The sequence below is a fragment of the Cupriavidus sp. IDO genome (genome assembly GCF_000812465.1).
Taxonomy (GTDB): domain Bacteria; phylum Pseudomonadota; class Gammaproteobacteria; order Burkholderiales; family Burkholderiaceae; genus Cupriavidus.
In genome coordinates this window covers 1-22,711 of record NZ_JWMA01000003.1, presented here as the reverse complement: position 1 = coordinate 22,711, position 22,711 = coordinate 1, and the positions used below count along the sequence as shown (strand labels likewise).

Sequence of the window (22,711 nt, the reverse complement as noted above, 5' to 3'; positions counted from 1 at the left end):
ATCAGGCGAGGCAGACATCATGCAGAGTAGCGAAGCGGTGCTGACGCAGGCTCGCGCAGCATTGGCACATGTGCCTTATCACAGTCATCACCTCCATCCCACCATCCAGTTGCGCCTGTCAGACGGCGCATTGATTCTGGAGGGCGAGGTGGCCGATATCGTCGACAAGACCCGTGCGGCCGCGATGGTGCGGCGGGTGGACGGAGTGACCAGCGTTATTGACCATCTGCGCGTGACGGACGGCGGCGTACCGGTGGGCGACGGCGAGCTGCGCGACGCGGTGTGCGAGCGGCTGCTCAACGCCATCGATTTCCGCAACTGCAAGATCTGCGCAAAGATAAAGGGCCAGCTCGAGCCGATGCGCGAAGCCGTCGGCGAGCGCAACGGCTGGATCGAGGTATCCGCCAGCAATGGCGTGGTGACGCTGAGCGGGCAGGTGATCAGCCTGTCGCATATGCGGCTGGCAGGCGTGCTGGCATGGTGGTCGCGCGGTTGCCGCTGCGTTGTCAACGAGCTGGTGGTGGCACCGGCCGAAACTGACCGCGACGACGAAATCACCGAGGCGCTGATGCTGGTGCTGGAGACCGACCCCTTCGTCGACGCCGGGCGCATCGGCGTGCGCACCGAGAACCGCGTGGTGACGCTGGATGGTTATGCCTCGACGGAAACCGCGCGACGGCAGATCGAGCGCGACGCGTGGTACATACAGGGCGTGGAGAACGTCATCAACCACATCGCGCTGCGCAGCTGAGCGCAAATCCGTGCCGCGCATGCAGCCATCATGAGCGGCTGCGCGCGCGGCCTGCGCCCGCAGCATCTTCCATTCGCCAGTAACGGCGCTGCGCGCGCAAGGCAAAGCGCGCACGATAGTCCGACATCGACATCCCCGCGGCGCGCTGGAACAGCCGCCGGAAGGCAGCGGCATCGCTATAGCCGCAGGCTTCCGCAATGGCTTGCGTGCCGTGCAGCGTGACCTCCAGTAGCATGCGGGCGCGCTCCACGCGCAGCGTATGCAGGTAATCCAGCGGTGAAAGTCCCGTGACCTGGCGGAAATGCCGCAGCAGCGTCCGTTCGCTGACGGCCGCCGCCTGCGCCACCGCGCTCAACCGGTAGGGTTCGCCCACATGGGCCTGCAGCCAGTTGATGGCGCGGTACACCGGGCTGTCCGCGGTCTTGCTCAGCCAGCGCCGCGACACCAGCTCCGGCACGTTGCGCTGGCGCTCCGGCTGGTACAGCAGCAGCTGCGAAGCTGCCTGCGCCAGGTCTGGATCATGCAGATGGCCCAGCACGCGCAGCATGAACTCGACCTGCAGCGCAGGCGCCACGCAGGTGAACACGTGCTCGTGCACGCTCATCGGCTGGTCCGAGGCGAAATCGCAGCGCGGGAATCGCGTCGTCATCCAGCTCTGGTAAACCCACGGCGCGCCAAGGCGCGCGCCATCGAGCAAGCCCATCTGCAGCGGGTACAGCATTCCCGAGGAAGCCGCGGCAATCCAGCCGCCGGCTTCGGCATGGCGCTCCAGCATGCGCAGCGTCGCGGTGTCGCCGGCGACCATTTCACCCAGCTGGTGCGCATTGCTGGCCAGCACCCCGGGGATCACGATCAGCGTGCGGGCATCGGGTGCGCGGGAGCGGCGCGTGGCGGCAATCATGCCCGGCAGGCTCACCGGCACGGCGCGTCCGTTGGCGGAAATCACCTGCCAGCTCAATGTGGCCGGCGCATCGGGGCGCTGCAAACGGGCGACGCCGGCGATGGTGCGCAAGACATCGAGCGTGGTGAACAGGGTGCCCGGCATGGCCTCGGGCAACCAGAGCAGGCGGACGTGGAGCGGGGCAGGGCTGGCGGGCATGAGGGTGGCGATAGCGGGGGGCTTGGCGGGATCGGCATTCCGAATGGCGATATTGGTCCTCCCCACGGGTTCATGCAAGGGCTAGCATCTTGCGGCACCCCATAACGACACGCCAGGAGACTTCATGCATTCGCTTCGTCCTATCGCCAGGGCGGCCGCAGCCGCCGTACTGGCCCTTGCCGGAGCCGGCAGCGCGCTGGCCGCCGCGCCGGATACCGCCTTGCTGGAGGCGGCACGGGCCGCGCAGCCTGCGCTGGTGCAATCGCTCAGGGAGATGGTGTCGATCGAATCGGGCAGCGCCAACGCGGCGGGCCTGGCGCAGATGGCCAGCTATACCGAGAAGCGCCTGCAGGCGCTGGGCGCGAAGGTCGAGCGCGTGGCCGTGACGAAGAGCCCCGGCACCATGGTCAAGGGCACGTTCACCGGCACCGGCAAGCGACGCATCATGCTGATCGCCCATATGGACACCGTCTATCCGGCCAATACGCTCGCCACCCAGCCGATCCGCGAGGACGGCAACCGCCTGTATGGCCCGGGCATCGCCGATGACAAGGGCGGTATTGCGGTGATCCTGCATTCGCTGGAGATCCTGAAGAACAAGGGCTGGCGCGACTATGCCCAGCTCACCGTGCTGTTCAATCCGGATGAGGAAGTGGGCTCGGTCGGTTCGGGCGAAACCATTGCCCAGCTGGCCGACCAGCACGACGTGGTGCTGTCGTGCGAGCCGACCGCGGCGAAGTCGGTCGTGAAGGTGGAATCGCTGCTGCTGGGCGCGAGCGGCACGGCCACCGCCACCATGCAGGTCAAGGGGCGCTCGGCACACGCCGGCACTGCCCCTGAACTCGGCCGTAATGCCCTGCTGGAGCTGGCCTACCAGCTGCAGCAGACGCGCGACGTGGCGAAGCTCGTGCCAGGCACGCAGCTGAACTGGACCAACGCCAACGCCGGCACGGTGCGCAACCAGATCCCGGAAAGCGCGGTCGCGTACGGCGATGTGCGGGTCACGGTCAACGGCGGCGCCGAGAAGCTCAAGGTCGCGCTGCAGGACAAGGTCAAGGCCGGCCAGATCATCCCCGATACCCAGACCACCGTCCTGATGGAAGAAGGGCGCCCGCCGTATGTGGCCGACGGCAAGGGCCGCGCCCTGGCCAGGCATGCGCAGGAAATCTATGCGGAGCTCGACGGCCGTCCGCTGGCGCTGACCGAAGGCACCGGCGGTGCCACGGACGCCGGCTATGCCGGCCGCTCGGGCAAGGCCGCCGTGGTCGAGAGCTTCGGCCTGGCCGGCTTCGGCTACCATGCCCGCGACGAGTACATCGAACTCGACTCCATCGTGCCGCGCCTGTACCTGATGACGCGGATGCTGGAAGATATCGGCAAGAACTGATCGGGAAGGCGCAGGCCAGTGCGGGCACGCTTCCGGTCACGGAGGCATGACATGGATCGCCTGGGTGCAATGGAAACCTTCGTCTGCGTGGTGGAGACGGGCTCGTTCTCGGCGGCCGCGCGCCGGCTGGAGGTGGGGCAGCCGGCGATCTCCAAGGCCATCGCCCAGCTGGAGGCGCGCCTCGGTGTGCGCCTGCTGGCCCGTACCACGCGCGGCCTGACGCCGACCGAAGCCGGGCAGCAGTTTTATGAGCGCGCCCGACGCGCCATCGAGGAAGCCGACGAAGCCGAGCTGGCCGCGCGCGGGGCCGGCGCCAGCCTGACCGGCAGGCTGCGCGTCTGCGCCGCGGTGACCTTCGCGCGGCTGAACGTCATTCCGCGCCTGAAATCCTTTCTCGCGGAACATCCGGAGCTCGAAGTCGACATCGTGCTCGACGACCGCAATATCGACCTGATGGAAGCGGGCATCGACGTGGCCCTGCGCATGGGCAAGCTTGCGGATTCGAGCCTGATCGCACGACGCATCGGGCAGAGCCGGCGCGTGGTGGTGGGTACGCCGGCCTACTTCGCCAGCGCGGGCGTGCCGCAGCAACCCGCCGATCTGATTGCGCATCAGGCCATCGTCTACGACCAGCGGGGCGGAGGTGTTGCGTGGGAGTTCCGGGATGGCAGCACGGAAGTCGCGGTGGTTGTCTCCGGCCGCCTGCGCGTGAGCGCCGCCGAGGGCGTGCGGGCGGCGGTGCTGGCCGGCCTCGGGCTGGCGATTGCCTCCGAATGGATGTTCGCGCCCGAGCTGGAGAGCGGCCAGGTGCGCCAGGTGCTGAGCGACTGGAGCTTGCCGCCGGTCGACCTCTGGGCCGTTTTCCCCGGCGGCCGCATGGCGAGTGCCAAGGCACGCGCCTTCGTGGCGTTCATCGAGGCGACGCTGGCAACCGCGGATGCCGGCGCGCCTGCTGAGGACGCTTGATCAGGCCACTACACGGCCCGTGGCGCTGCGTAATGCAGGCAGCATGTCCGACGGCTCCGGGCGATGCGTGTAGTCCGGGTTCACCTCCGAATAGAGGATGGTACCGTCCTGGCCGATCACATAGCGCGCTGGCATTGGCAGCGTCCAGCTCGGGTCGCCATTGAACGCAGGCAGGTCGTTCTTCAGCGTCTTGTACAGCGCCACCAGATAGTCCGGCAGCGAGAAGCGCAGGCCAAAGGCCGCGGCCACGTCGTTCTTCGTATCGCTGAGAATCGGAAAGCCAAGGCCGTTGGTGCGCACGGACTTGCGGCTGTTGACCGGGTTCTGCGGCGAGATCGCGACCAGGCTCGCGCCGAGCGCCTCGAACGAGGGCAGTGCCTCCTGCAGCGCCTGCATTTCCATATTGCAGTACGGGCACCACACGCCGCGATAGAAACTGATCACGAGCGGCCCTCTGGCGAGCAGTTCTTCCGAAGAGACCGGCCTGCCATCGGGATCGTTCAGCACGAATGCCGGTGCCTTGTCGCCGGCCTTGAGCGCGCGTTCCGCCTGGCCGGATGCAATCAGTTCCGCAGTGGCGCGTTCCATGATCGGGTGGATCTCGGGCGGGGCGAAGTACGGCGCCTTGCCGGCCTTGAAATCCGCCTTGAAGGCGTCGAGTTTGTCTTGCAGTGTCATGATGCAGCTCCTTGGCCTGGTTTCCGTTTGCATTGGCGATGTCGCATCGCACGTCTGCATAGTCGGATACCGGAGCCGTTGCCGGTAGGCCGGCGGCGCTCATGACACTTATTCCGGCAAGGCATGCCGTGACAGCAATCTTCACTGAGCCCGCATGCACATGGACGCTGCCGGAAGGCGGCCGGCTAGCGTTTGCCGTTGTCCAGCACGATCGTCACCAGCAGCGAAGCCTTGCTGATCGCCGTGACGTCATACGCCACGCCGCTCGCCAGGTAGACCAGGTCGCCCTGGCGCAGCAGGCGGTGGCCGCCGTCCACGCCGATATCGACTTCCCCTTCCAGGCACTGGATGGTGACCGGACCCGCCACCGAATGCGTCGGCACGTGCTTGCCGGCGGTCAGCACCAGCCGCATCACCTCCAGGCGCTCTTCCTTGAAGAGCGCTGAAGTCGGGGTCTGTTCGAGTTTGGCGCCAAGCGGCAGCACGCTGGCTACCTGGCCGGAGGATAGGTGGGGCAGGGACATGGCTCGCTCCTCGCTGTCTGCGTTGTGGGGCATGACGGCAACTGCCAGCGTACTGCGATCCGGGCGCACTGTGAATGTGACCTTCTGCATGGCCGCTCGGCAGCCGATAGTTATCGGCCCGCGCGTGAGCAGTCGTCGTCACTAAGCGGCTCGCTACAGCTGCGATTCGATCGGCAGGATCGACATGAACCAGATTCCCAGCCGTTGCCACCACGTTGTGTTCGGCTCGGTGTCGTAGCGGAGCACCTCGTCGCCGCGCCGCTCCAGCCAGTACAGCTTGCCGTTGTCGTCAAGGCGGACCGCATAGGCGTTTTGCGGCACGGCGGTAGCGAAGGTGGATTCGATCCTGCCGGCGAGCGTCGGGCTGTCGATCACGAAGCCGAGCTCGGTATTGAGCCTGGCCGAGCGCGGATCGAAATTGAACGAGCCGACGAAGACCCGGTTCGCGTCGACGGCAAAGGTCTTGGCGTGCAGGCTCGATCCCGAACTGCCGAAGGGGCCGGCGCGTTCTTCCTTCTTGTCGGTGGCGCCGGCCGAGCGCCGCAGTTCGTACAGGTCGACACCCGCCTTGAGCAGTTCAGCGCGCCGCCTGGCGTAGCCTGAGTGCACCGCAGCGACGTCGGTGGCTTCGAGCGCGTTGGTCAGCACGCGCACCGCTACGCCGCGCTCGGCCAGTTGCGTGAAGTAGCGGGTGCCGGACTCGGCCGGGACGAAGTATGGCGAGATCAGGTCCAGTTCGCGCTCGGGTTCGCCCAGGATTTCACGGAGCTGGTGCGGCACCATTGTCTCGGGTGGCGCCTGGTTCAGCGCCTTGGCGGGATCGTCGCTGACGATGCGCGTCTTCGCCCACTCGAACGTCAGTGTGCCGTTCAGCATCTGCTGCACGTCCGGCTGGTCGCGCAGCGCGGCCATGTAGGCTTCGGCGGCCGGCTCGCGTTCGGCTGCCTGCGCCTTGCTGACGAGGGCGTCAAGCTGTTCTATGCTGGCCGCAGGCACGATGCGGTCGACGGGATAGGACGAGCCGCTTGCCCAGTACCGGTCGAAATCCTGCGCGACGTCGGAGGCGGCGGGCCCGATTGCGATCACGTCGAGGTCGGCGAAGAGCACGCCGTCGGTCGCGCCGAAGTACTCGTCGCCCACGTTGCGTCCGCCGACGATGGTTGCGATGCCGTCGGCGGTGAACGACTTGTTGTGCATGCGCCGGTTGAGGCGGGAGAAGTCGGTGAGGAAATTCAGGAGCTTTGGCTTGCGGATGACGAAGGGGTTGAACAGGCGGACCTTGATGTTCGGGTGCGCATCGAGCGCGGCGAGCGTTTCGTCCAGGCCCGAGATGCCGTTGTCGTCCAGCAGCAGCCGCACGCGCACGCCGCGGTCGGCGGCGGCGTGCAGGGCTTCGAGCATCAGCGTGCCGGTCAGGTCGTTGCGCCAGATGTAGTACTGCACGTCCAGCGTGCGCCGTGCCACGCGCGACAGTTGCACGCGCGCCGCGAAGGCTGCGTGCGCATCCGACAGCGGATGGATGCCGGTCAGGCCGGGATGCCGGTCCAGCTCGCCGGCCAGCGCGCGGCCGAGCGGCGTAGCCAGTGCCTCGGCAGGTGTGAGCGCCGCCGATGGCGTGCGGTTGTCGAGCGGCGGCAGGGCGCAGCCGCCGAGCAGGGCGGCGCAGGGCAGCAGGCACGAAACGATGCGCAGCCCACGTCGGACCGGGCGGGGCGGGACGTCTGTCGGCGATGGCATGGCGTGTTCCGGGGCCTCCGGGGCTGGGCGGACGGTGCAGGGAATGTCCCACATGTTGCCATGGCCGGGGCGGGAGAGGTGCAATCGCGGCCCGCTGCGGAACTCCTGCTACAGTAGCAGCGCGGCCACGACCGCCGATGCCACGTGGATTGTCAGTGCGCGGGCACGACCAGAACAGACTTCCGGGGGAGACACCACATGAACCGAAAAGGCTTGCTTGACGCCGCCGCCGCGCTTGACGACCTGGCCGCCGGCAACCAGCCCGTGCCCGCCCAGGTGGTGGCCGGGGCCGCCGCGCTGGAGCGGGTGTACGCCGACTATCCGGGCTGGCGCGATGTCGGCGACGCGCTGTTCGGACTCAAGGCGCTGGCAAGCGGCTGCGGCATGGACCTCGACGCCAGGGGCCGGCAACGCGCCGGCCGGCTGGCCGATATCGTGCGCAGCCTGCTCGACCAGATTTGATTCCGGCGCACCGGGCTGGCTTTCTGCAGGCAGAGGCGCCTCAGGCCTTCAGCCGGCGCTCGGCCAGGGCCGTATCCGCCCATCAGCGCCGGCGACTACCTGCGGCAGCGCGTGAACGCGAACTTCAAGGGGTATTGAGGAGGGCAGCGAGGCAGGGCTTTCTCCCCTCTCCCGCTTGCGGGAGAGGGAGAACGCCAGCAGTGTCGATTGACTGCAGCAGGCCGACCTCAGGACGCCGCCACTACCCCGCACGCAATCCGTCCGCCCGAATTGCCAGTCGGCTGCGTCTTGTAGTCATCCGGGTCCTTGTGGACCACCACAGCGCGGCCGATCACGCTGTTGGGGCCGCTGCCCACACTCAGGTCGGGCAGCAGCACACTGACCCTGGCATTGCCGCCGGCGTCCGCGGTGAGGTTGTTCATGTCGCCGGCATGGTGGTCTGGCATGGTCATCTGGCCGTGCGGTTTGCCGGTCGGATTGAAGTGTCCGCCTGCGCTCATGGCATCGGGCGCGGAGCAGTCGCCCTTTTCGTGAACGTGGAAGCCATGGGTGGTGCCGGGCGGCAGGCCGGTCACGCTGGCCACCATCATCACGCCGCCGCCGGCCTGCTGCTGGAAGGTCACCGTACCGCCGGTGTTGGTGTCGCTCTTGGGCGAGAGGGTGGCAACGGCCTTGGCACCGCTACGGCCGGCGGCGGTGCTGCCCATGCCTGTGCCGCTGCAGCCGGCCAGAGTGATCGTGATTGCCGCCCCGGCTGCCAGGCTGAAAAGTACACGTTTCATCGGAACCCTCTCTTTCACGTAATTGCGGAAGAAACAGTATAGGACGGCACACTTACGCTGGATTCCGCCTCAGGGCGATTTCCCACCTTCGCAATTCCGGCCTCGCCAGGTCATGCGGCCAGTTGCTGCGCCGCCGCACCAAAGTGCGGGTAGCGCGCGAAGATCTCTGCCGCCCAGTTGACGAAGACCCGGACCTTGGCCGAGAGATGCCGGTTCTGCGGGTACATCGCAGAGATCGGCAGTTCTTCGGTCTTCCAGTCCGTCATGATTTCCACCAGCCTGCCGCTGGCCACGTAGGGCTCGGCCATGACGCGCGAGAGCTGGGCGATGCCATGGCCTTCGAGCGTGCAGCTGAGGTAGACCTCGGCATCGTTGGTGGAGATCGCCGACGGCAGCAGGACGTCGCTGCGCTCCGTGCCGCGCGCCATCGGCCACGGCATCTCGCGCCCGGTGCGGTTGGACAGGTAGTTCACCGCCTTGTGCTGCGCCAGTTCCGCCAGGTCGCGCGGCGTGCCGAAGCGGTTCAGGTAAATCGGTGAAGCGTAGTAGGCCAGTTGCAGATGCCCGATGCGCCGGGCCACCATCGATTCATCGACCGGCGCGCCCACGCGCAGCACCACGTCCACGCCTTCCTGCAGCAGGTCGATGGGCTTGCCGTTGAGGGTCAGCTCGAGCTTGAGGTCGGGATAGGCGCGGAAGAAGTCGTGCAGGTGCGGTATCACCACCAGCCGCGCCAGCGCTGTGGTGGTATCCACCCTGAGCGTGCCGCGCGGGGAGTTGTTGTGGCGCGTCAGCGACTGCTCGGCCTCATCCACATCGGCCAGGATGCGCACGCAGCGTTCGTAATAGGCGGCGCCGTCATTGGTCACGCTGATGCGCCGGGTGGTCCGGTGCAGCAGCTTCACGCCCAGGTGGGTTTCCAGGTTCTGGATCAGCCGGGTGAGGGTGGCCTTGGGCAGGTCCAGCGACTCGGCTGCCCGCGCGAAGCTGCCGACATCGACCACCCGGGTGAATGCCTGCATTGAAACGAGACGATCCATGATGATGTTCCGACGAGAGTTCCGGACGGCATCGCCGAGCGGGGTTGCCTGCTGAATAACGGGTGCCGCGTGTTTCCGAACGACGACTTGCGAATCGATTGTTGCGAACTGAACTGAACTGAAGGGCCGGGAGAAAAGTACCTGGGACGCCTGCGCCGGTTTGTGCGGCAGGCCTTCGGGAGATCAGGATGCGGGCCAGGCTGGGTGGCTGGTTCCGTCGCTCCTTCGGCTCGCCGCGCCGTGAACCCGCGATCTGCGTGCCGAGAGCGGGAGTGAATCACATTTCCGAAGACCTTGTCATGCGTGGGGTTTCGATCACAGCGATTATTCCAGTTTGGGAACAGTGCATTGGCAATGTCTCGCTTTATCCCATCCCCGTCAATCACCATAATCCGTTCCATCGCAACACATGATAAGCGCGCTTTCCCATCGGTGCGCACGCCGCCATGCCACAAAAGCCCGGTCATCGCCTTCCCGCCGCACCGCCTGCAGCCGGCAATGCGCAGGCCCGCGTGGTGGAGCACACGGTGACCAGCGGCGACCGGGAAATTGCGGTTTGCCTGTGCTACCCGGCGGGCTATCCGGCGCCGGCTTCGGAGGGCGGCGCGCTGCTGCCCTGGCTGGTGTACCTGCACGCCGGCGGCTTTGTGGATGGCGGGCTGGAGAAGGCGCGGCGGTTGGTGTACGCGCTGGCCGCTTCGGTGCCCGCGGTGGTGGTGACGCCGGACTATTCGCTGGCGCCGGACCATCCGTTCCCGGCCGCGCCGGAGGATGCGCACAGCACGGTGGAATGGGTGTTGCGCAATGCCAAGCGCCTGAAAGTCGACAAGACCCGCTTTGCGCTGGTGGGCGAGGAAGCCGGTGGCAACCTGGCGATCGCGCTGTCGCAGATGCTGCGCGACCGCGGCACGGCGCAGCCGCTGGGGCAGTGGCTGATCCGGCCGGTGACCGATCCCTGCCTGCAGCACGCCTCGAGCTCGGAATGGTCGGGCAACCAGGTGCCGATGGAGACGCTGCGGCAGCTGGCCTGCAACTATCGCGACTACCTGCCCACGCCCGCGGCAAGCGTGCATCCGTATGCCGCTCCCGCCATGGCCTCCCGGCTGGCGGGGCTGCCACCTACGCTGATCCAGGTGGCTGAATTCGACGCGCTGCGTGCCGAAGGCGAAGCCTTCGCCGGGCGCCTGGGCAAAGCCGGTGTGCCGGCCGAAGCCATGATCATGCCCGGCGCCTGCGGCGACGGCGTGGAAGAGTCCCATGACAGCTGTCAGGCATGGGTAGACGAAGGTGCGCTGTTCCTGCAGCGATGTCTTGCAGGGACCGACGACGCCTCACCCCTGACCGAACGCCGGCCCGGAGCCACATCCGGCCGGCCCGGAGCCAAGCCAGCTGGCTGAGCCGCTCCGGAACGAGACAGCCGGCTCCGTGCGGCCAGTTCGCTGGCCGCTACCGGGCAAGTAGCCGGCCCGAGTCAGACCATTAGCCCGGCCTTTGTCCCGATCCGCCCACGCGGACCGGCAGGCGGCGTTCGGCCATTTGCTTTTCCGGTTGAAGAAAACCCGAACCAGGAGTTTAGAGAAATGCATTACCAGAATCGACGTACATGGATTGCCCTTGCCATCGTCGTGGTGCTTGGCGCCGGCGTGGCAACCTCGGTCCTTCGCCCCTGGCACGGCGGCGAAGCGCATGCCAACACCCCGCCGCCCGCGCCGTCCATCGAAGTGGCGGCCGTGGTAGGCCAGACCATCACCGAGTGGGATGAATTCTCGGGCCGCCTGGAAGCGGTTGACCGGGTCGAGATACGGCCGCGCGTGAGCGGCACCATTGATGCCGTGCACTTCCGCGAAGGCGCGCTGGTAAAGAAGGGCGATCCGCTCTTCACCATCGATCCGCGCCCGTATGCGGCCGAGGTGGCGCGCGCCGAAGCAGCGCTGGCGGCCGCGCAGGTCCGCGCCGCCCATGCACAGACCGAGCAGGTCCGTGCACAGCGGCTGCTGGACGACAACGCGGTGTCCAAGCGCGAGTTCGACGAGCGCATCAACACCGCCCGCGAGAGCAATGCCAATGTGCGTGCCGCGCAGGCGCAGCTCGATGTGGCAAAGCTGAACCTGACCTACACCCGCATCACGGCCCCGGTGACTGGCCGCGTCTCGCGCGCCGAGATCACGGTGGGCAACCTGGTCGCGGCCGGAACCTCATCGCCGGCGCTGACGACGGTAGTGTCGGTGTCGCCGGTCTATGCCAGCTTCGAGATCGACGAGCAGAGCTACCTGCGCTACACGGCACCGGGCGCGGGCGGCGGCAAAGCCAACCTGCCTGTTTATCTCGGCCTGGCCAATGAAGACGGCAATCCGCACGAGGGCAAGATCCAGTCGGTCGACAACCGCCTGGACCCCAAGAGCGGCACCATCCGCGTGCGCGCCGTGTTCGACAACGAGGACGGGCGCCTGCTGCCGGGGCTGTACGCCAAGATCAAGCTCGGCGGCGGTTCGCCGCATCCCGCGGTGCTGGTGAACGACCGCGCGGTCGGCACCGACCAGGGCAAGAAGTTCGTGCTGGTGGTCGATCCCGCCAACAAGCTGGTCTACCGCGAAGTGGAACTGGGGCCCAACTATGAAGGACTGCGCGTGATCCGCAAGGGCCTGAAGCCGGGCGAGAACATCGTGGTCAACGGCCTGCAGCGTGTGCGGCCGGGCGACACGGTGGCGCCCAAGCCGGTGGCGATGGCATACCGCAGCGAGCTGGAACCGCGCGGTGCCGTGCCGGACCGCAAGCAGGCGGCCAGCGAGAAAACCGAGGCCGAGGGCAAGCCGGTGAGCTGATCGCCGCGCCCCACAGCCAGTCAATCCTTGCCATCCCCGTGATGCAGATGGCGCCCGCCAAGGCGGGCCGCCAGGGGACCTTTTACGCCCAACCAGGCCGAGACCAAGATGAATCTCTCGAAATTCTTTATCGACCGCCCGATCTTTGCGGGGGTGCTGTCGGTGCTGATCTTCCTGATTGGCGCCATCTCGATGTTCAGGCTGCCGATCTCGGAATACCCGGAAGTCGTGCCGCCGTCCGTGGTGGTGCGGGCGCAGTATCCGGGCGCCAACCCGAAGGTGATTGCCGAGACGGTGGCGTCGCCGCTGGAAGAGCAGATCAACGGCGTGGAGAACATGCTCTACATGTCGTCGCAGGCCAACAGCGACGGCCTGCTCACGCTGACGGTCACCTTCAAGCTGGGCACCGACCCGGACAAGGCCCAGCAGCTGGTGCAGAACCGCGTCTCGCAGGCCGAGCCGCGCCTGCCGGAAGACGTGCGCCGCCTGGGCATCACTACCGTGAAGAGCTCGCCGGACCTGACCATGGTGGTCCACCTGGTCTCGCCGAACAATCGCTATGACATGACGCACCTGCGCAACTATGCGGTGATCAACGTCAAGGACCGACTCGCGCGGATCCAGGGCGTGGGCCAGGTGCAGCTGTTCGGCTCGGGCGACTATTCCATGCGCGTGTGGCTCAACCCGGACAAGATGGCCGAGCGCCAGCTCGCTACCAGCGACGTGGTCAAGGCCATCCGCGAGCAGAACGTGCAGGTGGCGGCCGGCGTGATCGGTGCATCGCCGTCGCTGCCGGGCGCTGACCTGCAGCTCTCGGTCAATGCGCAGGGCCGCCTGAATTCAGCGGAGGAGTTCGGCGATATCGTCTTGCGTACCTCGGCAGACGGCGGCGTGACCTACCTGAAGGACGTCGCCCGTATCGAGCTGGGCGCGTCCGAATACGCGCTGCGTTCGCTGCTGGACAACAAGCCGGCCGTGGCCATTCCGATCTTCCAGGCGCCGGGCTCGAACGCCATCCAGATCTCGGATGACGTGCGCAAGACCATGGAAGAACTGAAGCAGAACTTCCCTGACGGCATCGACTACAGCATCGTCTATGACCCGACCCAGTTCGTGCGCCACTCCATCGAGGCCGTGACGCATACGCTGTTCGAGGCGATCTTGCTGGTGGTGCTGGTGGTGATCCTGTTCCTGCAGACCTGGCGCGCGTCGATCATCCCGTTGCTGGCGGTGCCGGTGTCGATCGTCGGGACCTTCGGGCTGATGCATGCGTTCGGCTTCTCGATCAACGCGCTGTCGCTGTTCGGGCTGGTGCTGGCGATCGGTATCGTGGTCGATGATGCGATCGTGGTAGTGGAAAACGTCGAGCGCAATATCGAGGAGGGACTCACGCCCAAGGAGGCCACCTACAAGGCCATGCGCGAGGTGAGCGGCCCGATCATCGCCATCGCGCTGACCCTGATCGCCGTGTTCGTGCCGCTGGCGTTCATGAGCGGCCTGACCGGCCAGTTCTACAAGCAGTTCGCACTGACGATCTCGATCTCGACCATCATCTCGGCCTTCAACTCGCTGACACTGTCGCCGGCGCTGTCCGCGCTGCTGCTGCGCGGCCATGACGCGCCCAAGGACTGGCTGTCGCGCGCCATGGACCGCGTGCTGGGCGGCTTCTTCAAGCGCTTCAACCGCTTCTTCGGCGCCAGCGCCGAGCAGTACGGCAAGGGCGTGAAAGGCGTGATCTCGCGCAAGAGCGCGGTGTTCGGCGTGTACGCGGTGATGCTGGCACTGACCTGGGGCGTGTTCCAGATGGTGCCGAAGGGCTTCGTGCCGGCACAGGACAAGCAGTACCTGGTGAGCTTTGCCAAGCTGCCCGACGGCGCCACGCTGGACCGCACCGAGGACGTGATCCGCAAGATGTCGGAGATCGCGCTCAAGCATCCGGGCGTGGAGTCGGCGGTGGCCTTCCCGGGCCTGTCGATCAACGGATTCACCAACAGCCCGAGCGCCGGCATCGTGTTCGCCACGCTCAAGCCGTTTGAAGAGCGCAAGAGCAAGGAACTGTCCGGCAGCGCCATTGCCGCCGACCTGAACCAGAAGTACGCGGCAATCCAGGACGCCTTTATCGCGGTATTCCCGCCGCCGCCCGTGCAGGGCCTGGGCACCATCGGCGGCTTCAAGCTGATGATCGAGGACCGTGCCGCGCTGGGTTATGACGCGCTGTTCGAGGCCACCAACGCCTTCGCCAACAAGGCGCGCGCCACACCCGAGCTGGCCGGCATCTTCAGCAACTACCAGGTGAACGTGCCGCAGCTCGACGTGAAGCTCGACCGCGTCAAGGCCAAGCAGCTTGGCGTGCCGGTGACGGATGTGTTCGATACCCTGCAGACCTACCTGGGATCGGCCTACGTCAACGACTTCAACAAGTTTGGCCGTACCTACCAGGTGAAGGTGCAGGCAGACGCGCCGTTCCGCGCCCATGCCGAAGACATCCTGCAGCTGAAGACGCGCAACGCCGCCGGCGACATGGTGCCGCTGTCGTCGCTGGTGCAGGTGAAGCAGAGCTTCGGCCCGGACAGCGTGGTGCGCTACAACGGCTTCACCGCCGCAGACATGAACGGCGGGCCCGCGCCGGGCTTCTCGTCGGGGCAGGCGCAGGCTGCCGCGGAGCGCATCGCTGCTGAAACGCTGCCCAAGGGCATGAAGTTCGAATGGACCGAGCTGACCTACCAGGACATCCTGGCCGGCAATGCGGGTGTGTGGATCTTCCCGCTGTGCGTGCTGCTGGTGTTCCTGGTGCTGGCTGCCCAGTACGAGAGCCTGACGCTGCCGCTGGCGGTGATCCTGATCGTGCCGATGAGCTTGCTGGCCGCCATGACCGGTGTGTGGCTGACGCGTGGCGACAACAATATCTTCACGCAGATCGGTTTCATCGTGCTGGTGGGCCTGTCGGCGAAGAACGCGATCCTGATCGTGGAGTTTGCGCGCGAGCTGGAGCATCACGGCCGCACGGTAGTGCAGGCCGCCATCGAAGCGAGCCGCCTGCGTCTGCGCCCGATCCTGATGACGTCGTTCGCGTTCATCATGGGTGTAGTGCCGCTGGTGGTGTCGACCGGCGCCGGTGCGGAGATGCGCCATGCAATGGGCGTGGCGGTGTTTGCCGGCATGCTTGGCGTGACCTTCTTCGGGCTGTTCCTCACCCCGGTGTTCTACGTGGCGCTGCGCCTGTGGGCGACGCGCGGCGAGCGGGCCAGGGCGAAAGAGCAGCAGGCCCAGGTACTGGCCGCCTCGGCTGAATAATGGTGAATAACATGAATGCCTTTGCGTTTTCGACAAATCAGTTCCTGCCGAAACTGGCCACGCTGGCGGCCGCGCTGATCCTGGCCGGCTGCTCGCTGGCCCCGACCTACAAGGTGCCCGATACCGCCACCGTGCCGGCTTACAAGGAAGCCGAGGCCGCCCAGGCCGAGGGCGCGCAGTGGAAGACCGCGACCCCGGCCGAAGGCCAGCAGCGCGGCGAGTGGTGGAAGATCTTCGGCGATCCCGAGCTGGATCGCCTGATGACCGCCGCCGGCACCTCCAACCAGGACCTGGCGATTGCCGCGGCGCGGCTCAAGCAGGCCCGCGCCTTCACCGGCGCCACTGAAGCGGATCTCTACCCGCAACTGAGCGTGGGCCTGGACCCGACGCGCTCGCAACCGTCGGCCGCTTCGCAAGGGCTGCCGGACGGCACCCGGGTGCCGGCGCAGACCGTGCTCAAGGCGCGCGCTTTTGCCAGCTACGAGCTTGACCTGTTCGGCCGCGTGGCGAGCAGCGTCAATGCGGCACGCGCCGATGGCGAAGCTGCCGAGGACCTGTACCGCTCCGTCCAGCTGGCGTTGCAGGCTGACACCGCGCAGGCCTACTTTGCGCTGCGCACGCTGGACAGCGAACGCGATCTGCTCAATGCCACCATCAAGCTGCGCGAGGACGCGCTGCAGTTGCTCAGGAAGCGCTTCGACGCGGGCGAGACCACCGACCTCGATCCCGCGCGCGCGGAAGCCGAACTCGGCACCGCGCGCGCGGACCTGGCCGGGATCGAACGCCGCCGGTCCAACCAGGAGCATGCGCTGGCCGTGCTGACCGGCGTGCCGCCGGCGGCGTTCTCGCTGCCGGCGCGGCCGTTCGACGCGGCGCCCATTGCCGTCCCGGCCGGGCTGCCGTCCGAGCTGCTGGAGCGGCGCCCGGACATCGCGGCGGCGGAACGCCAGATGGCCGCCGCCAACGCGCGCATCGGCGTGGCCAAGGCGGCGTTCTTCCCGCGCATCACGCTGACGGGCCTGTTCGGCTTCGAGTCGGCGGACCTCGCGAACCTGTTCAAGTGGTCTTCGCGGACGTGGGCGCTCGGGCCGCTGATCGGGAGCACGATTGCCCAGACGGTCTTCGACGGTGGCCGCAACAAAGCAAACCTGGCCGGCGCCCGCGCCGCGCATGAGGAGAGCGTCGCGGCATACCGGCAGACCGTGCTGGTGGCGTTCCGCGAGGTGGAAGACAGCCTGGCCGACGTACGCTGGCTGAGCCAGCAGGCCGGCGCGCTCGACAGCGCCCTGGGCGGAGCCCGCCGTGCCGCGCGAATATCGCGCAGCCGCTATGACGCCGGCGCCGTGGATTACCTGACCGTGATCGATGCCGACCGCACCGTGCTGCAGTCGCAGCGCGACGCCAACCAGGTGGCTGGTTTGCGCGCTGCAGCAACGGTCTCGCTGGTACGGAGCCTGGGTGGCGGATGGGGCCCGCTGCCGGAATCGGTGGCCGCCAACCAGACTGCACGGGCGGGAAGCACCGGGAGCAACTAGTCCAGCGTGCAAGTCGGCGGGGCTGGCGCGATGCATCCGGGTCACTACACTGGATGCATCGCGCCATGCGCCCGGGGCGCGCGATCTGCCCCGCTGACATGCATCGACACAAAGCGTTGTGGTGGGGAATCCTCGCCGTCATCATCATCGTTGCAGCCCTGTTCGTGCCGCTGCCGTGGGCTGACCGTACGCGCATCCATAACGAAGTGATCATCGCCAGGCCGCCGGCCGAGGTGTTCGACTATGTGTCGACGCCGGGCAACTGGCCCGCCTGGCATCCGTCCTCGCTTGGCGTTAGCGGCGCCACCGATCATCCTCTGGCAACCGGCGAGCGCGTGACCGAAACCTTCGTGGTGGCCGGCCGCAGTGGCGTGGTGGTCTGGACCGTGACCGACAGCAAGCGGCCGCGCGAATGGGTGATCGAAGGCGAGATCGAAGGGCGCAAGGCCGGAACGGTCACTTACACGCTCACCCCGGCGCTGACGCCATCACTCACGCCCACCAGCGAAAGCACGCGCTTTGAGCGCGATTTCACCTATCAGTCCCCTACGCTGCTGTTCTTGCTGATGAACCGTCTTGTATTGCGCCCCCGCATTGAAGCCGAATCCACCGATGCGGTGGGACGCCTGAAGGCGAAGCTGGAAGCGGCGCGCTAGCGCAGGCAGAGGCAGGTCGCCGCGTGACGCGCGGGTTGCTTGCATCGCCTTGTGATCCGCACTAAGTTGGAACAGCCGTCACCTGATGGGGCCGATATGTTGCCGCGCTGCAGACTCGGGCGCCTCACATCCGTATTGCCCTGGCAGCGGTCCGCGCTGCCGTCGTTGCTGCTGGCCGGTGCCGTCATGCTTGCCGCGCCGGCGCCGTCCGCCCAGACGAGGCCTTCCATGCCGCTTACCCTGACTTCCACCGCGTTCGCCCACGGGGGCGCCATTCCTGCGCGGCACACCTGCGAGGGGTCCGACGCCTCGCCGCCGCTGGCCTGGTCGGGCGTGCCTGCCGGCACTGCCAGCCTGGCGCTGATCGTCGATGACCCGGACGCCCCGGACCCTGCCGCGCCCAAGATGACATGGGTGCACTGGGTGCTCTACAACCTGCCGCCGCAGGCCGGCGCGCTGGCGCAGGCGGTCGGGCAGGCCGGCCTGCCAGCCGGCACGCGCGAGGGCCTGAACGACTGGCATCGCACCGGCTACGGCGGGCCGTGTCCGCCGGTCGGCCGGCACCGCTACTTCCTCAAGCTCTATGCGCTCGACGTGGTGCTGCCGGACCTTGGCATGCCCGACAAGGCGGCGCTCGAGCGTGCCATGCACGGGCACGTGCTGGCACATGCGGAACTGGTCGGCACCTACCAGAAGCAGCATCGTTAGCCGTCGGATGCCGAACAGGAGATCCGCATGAACCACGTCTTCGTCATGCCTGCCACGGCGCGGCGCTTCACGCTTGCGATGACGGCCGCCTTGCTCGGGCTGGTGCTTTGCACGATCCGGCCGGTGCATGGGCAGCCACAGGAACTGGGGCCGATCACGGTGGGCGGCTCGGTCCATGCCAGGGGACCGGTGGTGGTTCACGGCAGACTGAGCGTCGCGGGCCGCGTGCGGGCACGTGGTCCGGTAACGGCGGCGTACTTCTCGGGGCCGGTCAGCGCCGCGGGGATTCCCTTCCAGGGCGGCTATCTCAAGGAATTCGACGGGCCGCTGACGATACACGGCTCCATGGTCGTAAGAGGCGATCTGCTGGTCGACGGGCCGCTGACCGTGGATGGTCCGATCGAGGCCAACGGCGGCATCGATGCCGACGGTCCGATGCGCGAACGGGAGTACTCGCGCTGAACGGAAACGGTGCGGGCGCGGGTTGTGGATGGCCGGTGTTGCACAATATCGGCTTTCCATCACAACCACGGAGCCCCACCCATGGCAAAGCAGGAAGCGCTTGGCCTGAAGAGCATTGCGCTGTTCGAGGCCGCCAAGGGCGCGCTGGTGATCCTGGCCGGCCTCGGGCTGGTCGCGCTGCTGCATCGCGATGCCCAGGCGCTGGCGGAATCGATCATCATGCGCCTGCATATCAACCCGGCCAGCCGCTATCCAACCATCTTCCTTGCGCTGCTCAATCATCCGAGCGATGCCCGGCTCTGGGCCATCGGGAGTTCGGCGGCGGTCTATGCGCTGATGCGTTTCGCAGAGGCGTATGGGCTGTGGCGCGGCCTGGCGTGGGGCAACTGGCTCGGGGTGTGGTCGGGAGGCATGTATATCCCGCTGGAGCTCTATGAGGCATTCCGGCATCCGAATCTGCTGCATATCGCGCTGGCAGCCGCCAACCTCATAGTGGTGATCTATCTGACGATGGGCCTGGTGCGGCGGAAAGTGGCGGCGTAGGAGCAAGACGGCACGCAGCACGGGCCTGCGCGCGAACACTGAAGAAATTCGAAGAAATTCTGTAAGGCCACGTATCGGGCAGCGACCAACGGGAACATTCACCCCCCGTTGGAGACTGCCATGACCCCCATCCTCGCCAAGACCCTGCTGACTGCCGTAGCGACAGCCGCCGCCCTCTCGTTCGGTGCTGCACATGCTGCAGGTATCCATGCCGTGCGTACGCCGGATCCCTACAGCGACGGCGCCCGTACCGGCAAGGTCGATCCGTTCAGCGATGGCGCGCGCACTGGCAAGCTGGACCCGTTCACCGACGGCGCGCTGACCATCGCCGGCATGGACCGCGCTGGCGTCTCCGCCGATCCGGCACGCAAGTTCGACACCTCTACCGATGGCGCACGCACGCGTCAGGCCGATCCGTTCACGGATGGCGCCCGGACCATTGCCGGGATGGACCGCGCTGGCGTGTCCGCCGATCCGGCCCGCAAGCTCGACTCGTACACCGATGGTTCATTGACTGTGGCTGGGCTGGACCGTTCGGGTCCCTCCGCTGATCCGGCCCGCAAGTTCGACACCTATACCGATGGTGCCCGCACCCGCCAGGTCGATCCGTTCACCGATGGCGCGCTGACGATCGCAGGCATGGACACGCGCGGCGTGTCCGGTACGCCGGGCCGCACGCTCGAAGCGAATAGCGATGGTTCACGCGTCTGAGCGTGATCCGCTTCTGATCCGTCGATGCCATGCCGCTGCAGCCAGGATGGGGCTGCCGGCCGGTGGCAGCGCCGATTGTCAGCGCAACCAGCCGCGGTTGCGCAACAACACCAGGACGGCCGCGGCGACGATTGCGAGCAATGCCAGCGGATCGGCAGCACCGCCCCCGCCGTCAGGCACGTCGGTGGCGTGCGGACTGACCGGAACCGGGCCTGCCCCCGAACTGCCACTGTCAGGCTGCGTTGCTGGCGAGCTGTCCACGGCATCGCCCAGTGCCACGTCCACCAGCACCGGGTCATGATCCGATGAGCGATAGCCATCGGGCGCGTAGTAGCGCTGGCGCTGCGTTGCATCCCGCCAGGCCTGCGAGTAGGCAAGCGCGGCCGGTTCATCGGCATTGATATGCCAGGGCTGTACGGCCCGGATGCGTCGTGCCAGCGGCGCGCTGGCGAGGGCGTGGTCGAGATAGCCGGCCTCGCCGGCAAAGACGTAGCTGTAGGCATCCTTGCCCGCGAACTTCGCCATCATGTCGGCATACCCGCGGCTTGCCAGCAGGCGCACCGGGGCCTCCATTGCGTAGCTGTTGAGGTCGCCGATCAGCAACTGGCCCGCATCGGCAACGCCGGTCGGCGAGGTGGAAAGCCAGTCGGCAAGCGCCTGTGCGGCGTGCTGGCGCGTGGGGTTCCAGCAGCCTTGTCCGTCGCCCTGGTCGGCATCCGGGCCGGACGCACCGGTACAGCCTTTGGACTTGAGGTGGTTGACCACGACGGTGACCGCGAGGCTTTGCCCGACCCGCCGGAAGGTGCGCGCCAGCGGCTGGCGGCTCCGGTCGTCGATGGCGAGCGTGGCCGGGACACCCACGGGTACCACGGTACGGCTGTTGTAGATCAGCGCCACGGCGATGGCGTCGCCCCCCAGCCGTGGCAGGCCGGGGTCGACGAAGCGCCAGTCGGGGCCGAGCCTGGCCGTCAGCCGCCGGATCGCGCTGGCTTCGCCATAGCCGTCGTTCTCGATTTCCATCAGCCCGATCACGTCAGCGTCCAGCGCGCGCAGCGCCGCGACGAGCTTGGCTTCCTGCCGCTCGAACTCGGCCTGGGTCTTTGCACCGCGATTTTCCGGATCATCGAAGCCCGCGCCCTGGCCGTTGCCGTTGAAGTAGTTGAGCACATTGAACGACGCCACGCGCAAGTCGGTGCCGGCATGGCGCAGCGGGGCGCCGGTGCGCGGGTTGGCCGGGTGGAAGACCGGGGCAGGGGCGCCCGGCACCGGCTGCAGGCGCCAGGCGTCGTGGCGTTTCTCCAGCACGCCCTGCACGCCGCTCACGGTATCGCCGCTGCGCACCGGGTTGGCAGCGCTCAAGCCGGGCGCGGGGTAGGGAACCGTGCCCGGATTCTGGCGGCTTGCGCCATCGTCCAGCACCAGCCTGTTGAGCGCATTGGCGGCGGCAACCCGGGCGGCGTCGTTGCCCGGCGGCGCCACATTGGTTGGTATGCGCAGGCGGCCGTTGCTGAGCAGCAGGCTGCCGTAGCGGGCCAGCTCGTGGGTTTCGCTGACCGTCAGCGTCTGCGGCAGGCTGACCAGCATGCCTTCGAACGCGGCCAGCGCCTGCGTGTCGGCCACCGGCAGTGTCAGTTTGGCCGGCGTGACAGTCCGGCCGGTCGCGCATAGTGCGGGCGTGCCGCTCAGCGCGAGCTGGGTCTGGCCGAACTTCTCTTCGATCTTGCCGGACATGCGCAGCAGGTCGCCGGCGCGGGCGGCCACATGCGGCGCGTAGACGAAGAGGCCTTCAGACACACCAGGACGGTGTTGCCGCTGCGCATCCGCCTGCTGGATGAAGAATCCCTTGAAGCCATCCGGTCCGCTGTAGTCGGCGGTGACCACGGCTTCGATCTCGACCTTGCGGCCCGCGAGCGGCGAGGTGGGCGTGGAGCCCTGTATCTCGGCAATCGGCGTCGCCGGCGTGCCGCACGGAGGGCCGGCGCCTAGCGCGGGCGTGCCCGACAGGGCAAGGCACAGCAGGAGGGAACGGCGTGGATTCAGGCGCATGGTTGGTTCGCTATGGCTGTCAGTCAAGCGAGGGATGCTAAGGGGCCGCGGTAACGAAAAGATGGCCGAGCGCTGGCGCCGGCCCGGCCCGGTGCGCGACCCCCGTCGCGTGATCGTGCTAAGGTAACGCAGTCCGCCCGCAGATGCCGGCCCAACCGCAACCAGCAAGAGAAATCATGATCAAGGAAATCGCCCAAATCACCGTCAAGCCCGGCATGGAAAGCCAGTTCGAGCAGGGTGTGAGCAAGGCCACGCCGCTGTTCCTGCGTTCGCGCGGCTGCCACGGCGTGCAGTTGTTCCGCTCGGTCGAGCACCCGGAGCAGTACACGCTGGTGGTTGAATGGGAAACCGTGGAAAACCACATGGTTCATTTCCGCGAGGCCCCCGAGTTCCAGGAGTGGCGTGCGCTGGTCGGCGACTGCTTTGCCGCGCCGCCCAACGTGGGCCACGTGTCCAAGGTGCTGTAAGGGGCCACCACCGGTATGCTGACGCCGCCGGAGCGTCCCCG

At 67.2% G+C, this 22,711-nt stretch carries 21 protein-coding genes; 14 read left to right on the top strand and 7 right to left on the bottom strand.

The window, feature by feature from the left end; genetic code table 11:
- Window positions 1-19: 19 nt before the first annotated feature.
- Window positions 20-751, top strand: a complete 732-nt coding sequence (locus tag RM96_RS01245) for a BON domain-containing protein (protein ID WP_039006823.1) — start codon at window positions 20-22, stop codon at window positions 749-751.
- A gap of 28 nt (window positions 752-779) precedes the next feature.
- Here RM96_RS01245 and RM96_RS01240 read toward each other — a convergent pair whose 3' ends face one another.
- The gene (locus RM96_RS01240) at window positions 780-1,850 is read right to left on the bottom strand and encodes a GlxA family transcriptional regulator (protein ID WP_039006821.1); all 1,071 of its coding nucleotides are present in this window, start codon (window positions 1,848-1,850) and stop codon (window positions 780-782) included.
- Window positions 1,851-1,974: 124 nt separating this feature from the next.
- Between RM96_RS01240 and RM96_RS01235 the strand changes: the two genes are divergently transcribed.
- Window positions 1,975-3,237 carry a M20/M25/M40 family metallo-hydrolase gene (locus RM96_RS01235; protein WP_039006819.1) on the top strand — a complete coding sequence of 421 codons (1,263 nt, stop codon included), beginning with the start codon at window positions 1,975-1,977 and terminating at the stop codon, window positions 3,235-3,237.
- Between the two features lie 51 nt (window positions 3,238-3,288).
- Window positions 3,289-4,203, top strand: a complete 915-nt coding sequence (locus tag RM96_RS01230) for a LysR family transcriptional regulator (protein WP_039006817.1) — start codon at window positions 3,289-3,291, stop codon at window positions 4,201-4,203.
- Here the strand turns inward: RM96_RS01230 and RM96_RS01225 are convergent, their stop codons facing one another.
- The 3 genes from RM96_RS01225 to RM96_RS01215 form a co-directional block, all read right to left on the bottom strand.
- Entirely contained in the window at window positions 4,204-4,881 is a 678-nt protein-coding gene (locus RM96_RS01225; protein WP_039006815.1) for a peroxiredoxin-like family protein, read from the bottom strand.
- Window positions 4,882-5,066: 185 nt separating this feature from the next.
- A complete protein-coding gene (locus tag RM96_RS01220) occupies window positions 5,067-5,405 on the bottom strand; it encodes a hypothetical protein (protein WP_039006858.1) in 339 nt (112 codons plus the stop codon).
- A gap of 153 nt (window positions 5,406-5,558) precedes the next feature.
- Entirely contained in the window at window positions 5,559-7,142 is a 1,584-nt protein-coding gene (locus tag RM96_RS01215) for a phospholipase D family protein (RefSeq protein ID WP_039006813.1), read from the bottom strand.
- Between the two features lie 198 nt (window positions 7,143-7,340).
- Between RM96_RS01215 and RM96_RS01210 the strand changes: the two genes are divergently transcribed.
- Window positions 7,341-7,604: a hypothetical protein gene (locus RM96_RS01210; protein ID WP_039006812.1), complete on the top strand. Its 264-nt coding sequence runs from the start codon at window positions 7,341-7,343 to the stop codon at window positions 7,602-7,604.
- Window positions 7,605-7,831: 227 nt separating this feature from the next.
- Here RM96_RS01210 and RM96_RS01205 read toward each other — a convergent pair whose 3' ends face one another.
- Together RM96_RS01205 and RM96_RS01200 are read right to left on the bottom strand one after the other, a co-directional pair.
- Entirely contained in the window at window positions 7,832-8,386 is a 555-nt protein-coding gene (locus RM96_RS01205; RefSeq protein ID WP_039006809.1) for a superoxide dismutase family protein, read from the bottom strand.
- A gap of 110 nt (window positions 8,387-8,496) precedes the next feature.
- Window positions 8,497-9,426: a LysR family transcriptional regulator gene (locus RM96_RS01200; RefSeq protein ID WP_039006808.1), complete on the bottom strand. Its 930-nt coding sequence runs from the start codon at window positions 9,424-9,426 to the stop codon at window positions 8,497-8,499.
- A 446-nt stretch (window positions 9,427-9,872) separates the two neighbouring features.
- On the opposite strand from RM96_RS01200, the gene RM96_RS01195 reads away from it, so the two are divergent.
- The 9 genes from RM96_RS01195 to RM96_RS01155 all read left to right on the top strand — a co-directional run bounded on the left by RM96_RS01195 (window position 9,873) and on the right by RM96_RS01155 (window position 20,157).
- A complete protein-coding gene (locus tag RM96_RS01195; protein WP_039006806.1) occupies window positions 9,873-10,823 on the top strand; it encodes an alpha/beta hydrolase in 951 nt (316 codons plus the stop codon).
- A 183-nt stretch (window positions 10,824-11,006) separates the two neighbouring features.
- Complete coding sequence (locus RM96_RS01190) at window positions 11,007-12,248, top strand: efflux RND transporter periplasmic adaptor subunit (protein WP_039006804.1); 1,242 nt, start codon at window positions 11,007-11,009, stop codon at window positions 12,246-12,248.
- A gap of 108 nt (window positions 12,249-12,356) precedes the next feature.
- Window positions 12,357-15,542 (top strand): efflux RND transporter permease subunit, encoded by a 3,186-nt coding sequence (locus RM96_RS01185; protein ID WP_039006802.1) that lies wholly within the window; start codon window positions 12,357-12,359, stop codon window positions 15,540-15,542.
- 11 nt (window positions 15,543-15,553) lie between these two features.
- Window positions 15,554-17,077, top strand: coding sequence for an efflux transporter outer membrane subunit (locus RM96_RS01180; protein WP_274520134.1), 1,524 nt, complete (start codon window positions 15,554-15,556; stop codon window positions 17,075-17,077).
- A gap of 98 nt (window positions 17,078-17,175) precedes the next feature.
- Window positions 17,176-17,733: an SRPBCC family protein gene (locus tag RM96_RS01175; protein ID WP_052279256.1), complete on the top strand. Its 558-nt coding sequence runs from the start codon at window positions 17,176-17,178 to the stop codon at window positions 17,731-17,733.
- Between the two features lie 228 nt (window positions 17,734-17,961).
- Window positions 17,962-18,441: a YbhB/YbcL family Raf kinase inhibitor-like protein gene (locus RM96_RS01170; protein WP_039006855.1), complete on the top strand. Its 480-nt coding sequence runs from the start codon at window positions 17,962-17,964 to the stop codon at window positions 18,439-18,441.
- A 27-nt stretch (window positions 18,442-18,468) separates the two neighbouring features.
- Window positions 18,469-18,903, top strand: a complete 435-nt coding sequence (locus RM96_RS01165) for a hypothetical protein (RefSeq protein ID WP_052279255.1) — start codon at window positions 18,469-18,471, stop codon at window positions 18,901-18,903.
- A gap of 81 nt (window positions 18,904-18,984) precedes the next feature.
- Complete coding sequence (locus RM96_RS01160) at window positions 18,985-19,446, top strand: DUF2127 domain-containing protein (RefSeq protein WP_039006800.1); 462 nt, start codon at window positions 18,985-18,987, stop codon at window positions 19,444-19,446.
- A 120-nt stretch (window positions 19,447-19,566) separates the two neighbouring features.
- Complete coding sequence (locus RM96_RS01155) at window positions 19,567-20,157, top strand: hypothetical protein (RefSeq protein WP_039006798.1); 591 nt, start codon at window positions 19,567-19,569, stop codon at window positions 20,155-20,157.
- Window positions 20,158-20,235: 78 nt separating this feature from the next.
- Here the strand turns inward: RM96_RS01155 and RM96_RS01150 are convergent, their stop codons facing one another.
- On the bottom strand, window positions 20,236-22,203 hold the full coding sequence (locus tag RM96_RS01150) for an ExeM/NucH family extracellular endonuclease (protein ID WP_039006796.1): 1,968 nt from the start codon (window positions 22,201-22,203) through the stop codon (window positions 20,236-20,238).
- 176 nt (window positions 22,204-22,379) lie between these two features.
- On the opposite strand from RM96_RS01150, the gene RM96_RS01145 reads away from it, so the two are divergent.
- Entirely contained in the window at window positions 22,380-22,670 is a 291-nt protein-coding gene (locus RM96_RS01145) for an antibiotic biosynthesis monooxygenase family protein (protein WP_039006795.1), read from the top strand.
- Window positions 22,671-22,711: the final 41 nt, after the last annotated feature.

Coding starts and splice junctions, on each gene's coding strand:
- RM96_RS01245 (WP_039006823.1), top strand. CDS start 20: ATGCAGAGTAGCGAAGCGGTGCTGACGCAGGCTCGCGCAGCATTGGCA.
- RM96_RS01240 (WP_039006821.1), bottom strand. CDS start 1,850: ATGCCCGCCAGCCCTGCCCCGCTCCACGTCCGCCTGCTCTGGTTGCCC.
- RM96_RS01235 (WP_039006819.1), top strand. CDS start 1,975: ATGCATTCGCTTCGTCCTATCGCCAGGGCGGCCGCAGCCGCCGTACTG.
- RM96_RS01230 (WP_039006817.1), top strand. CDS start 3,289: ATGGATCGCCTGGGTGCAATGGAAACCTTCGTCTGCGTGGTGGAGACG.
- RM96_RS01225 (WP_039006815.1), bottom strand. CDS start 4,881: ATGACACTGCAAGACAAACTCGACGCCTTCAAGGCGGATTTCAAGGCC.
- RM96_RS01220 (WP_039006858.1), bottom strand. CDS start 5,405: ATGTCCCTGCCCCACCTATCCTCCGGCCAGGTAGCCAGCGTGCTGCCG.
- RM96_RS01215 (WP_039006813.1), bottom strand. CDS start 7,142: ATGCCATCGCCGACAGACGTCCCGCCCCGCCCGGTCCGACGTGGGCTG.
- RM96_RS01210 (WP_039006812.1), top strand. CDS start 7,341: ATGAACCGAAAAGGCTTGCTTGACGCCGCCGCCGCGCTTGACGACCTG.
- RM96_RS01205 (WP_039006809.1), bottom strand. CDS start 8,386: ATGAAACGTGTACTTTTCAGCCTGGCAGCCGGGGCGGCAATCACGATC.
- RM96_RS01200 (WP_039006808.1), bottom strand. CDS start 9,426: ATGGATCGTCTCGTTTCAATGCAGGCATTCACCCGGGTGGTCGATGTC.
- RM96_RS01195 (WP_039006806.1), top strand. CDS start 9,873: ATGCCACAAAAGCCCGGTCATCGCCTTCCCGCCGCACCGCCTGCAGCC.
- RM96_RS01190 (WP_039006804.1), top strand. CDS start 11,007: ATGCATTACCAGAATCGACGTACATGGATTGCCCTTGCCATCGTCGTG.
- RM96_RS01185 (WP_039006802.1), top strand. CDS start 12,357: ATGAATCTCTCGAAATTCTTTATCGACCGCCCGATCTTTGCGGGGGTG.
- RM96_RS01180 (WP_274520134.1), top strand. CDS start 15,554: ATGAATGCCTTTGCGTTTTCGACAAATCAGTTCCTGCCGAAACTGGCC.
- RM96_RS01175 (WP_052279256.1), top strand. CDS start 17,176: ATGCATCGACACAAAGCGTTGTGGTGGGGAATCCTCGCCGTCATCATC.
- RM96_RS01170 (WP_039006855.1), top strand. CDS start 17,962: ATGCCGCTTACCCTGACTTCCACCGCGTTCGCCCACGGGGGCGCCATT.
- RM96_RS01165 (WP_052279255.1), top strand. CDS start 18,469: ATGAACCACGTCTTCGTCATGCCTGCCACGGCGCGGCGCTTCACGCTT.
- RM96_RS01160 (WP_039006800.1), top strand. CDS start 18,985: ATGGCAAAGCAGGAAGCGCTTGGCCTGAAGAGCATTGCGCTGTTCGAG.
- RM96_RS01155 (WP_039006798.1), top strand. CDS start 19,567: ATGACCCCCATCCTCGCCAAGACCCTGCTGACTGCCGTAGCGACAGCC.
- RM96_RS01150 (WP_039006796.1), bottom strand. CDS start 22,203: ATGCGCCTGAATCCACGCCGTTCCCTCCTGCTGTGCCTTGCCCTGTCG.
- RM96_RS01145 (WP_039006795.1), top strand. CDS start 22,380: ATGATCAAGGAAATCGCCCAAATCACCGTCAAGCCCGGCATGGAAAGC.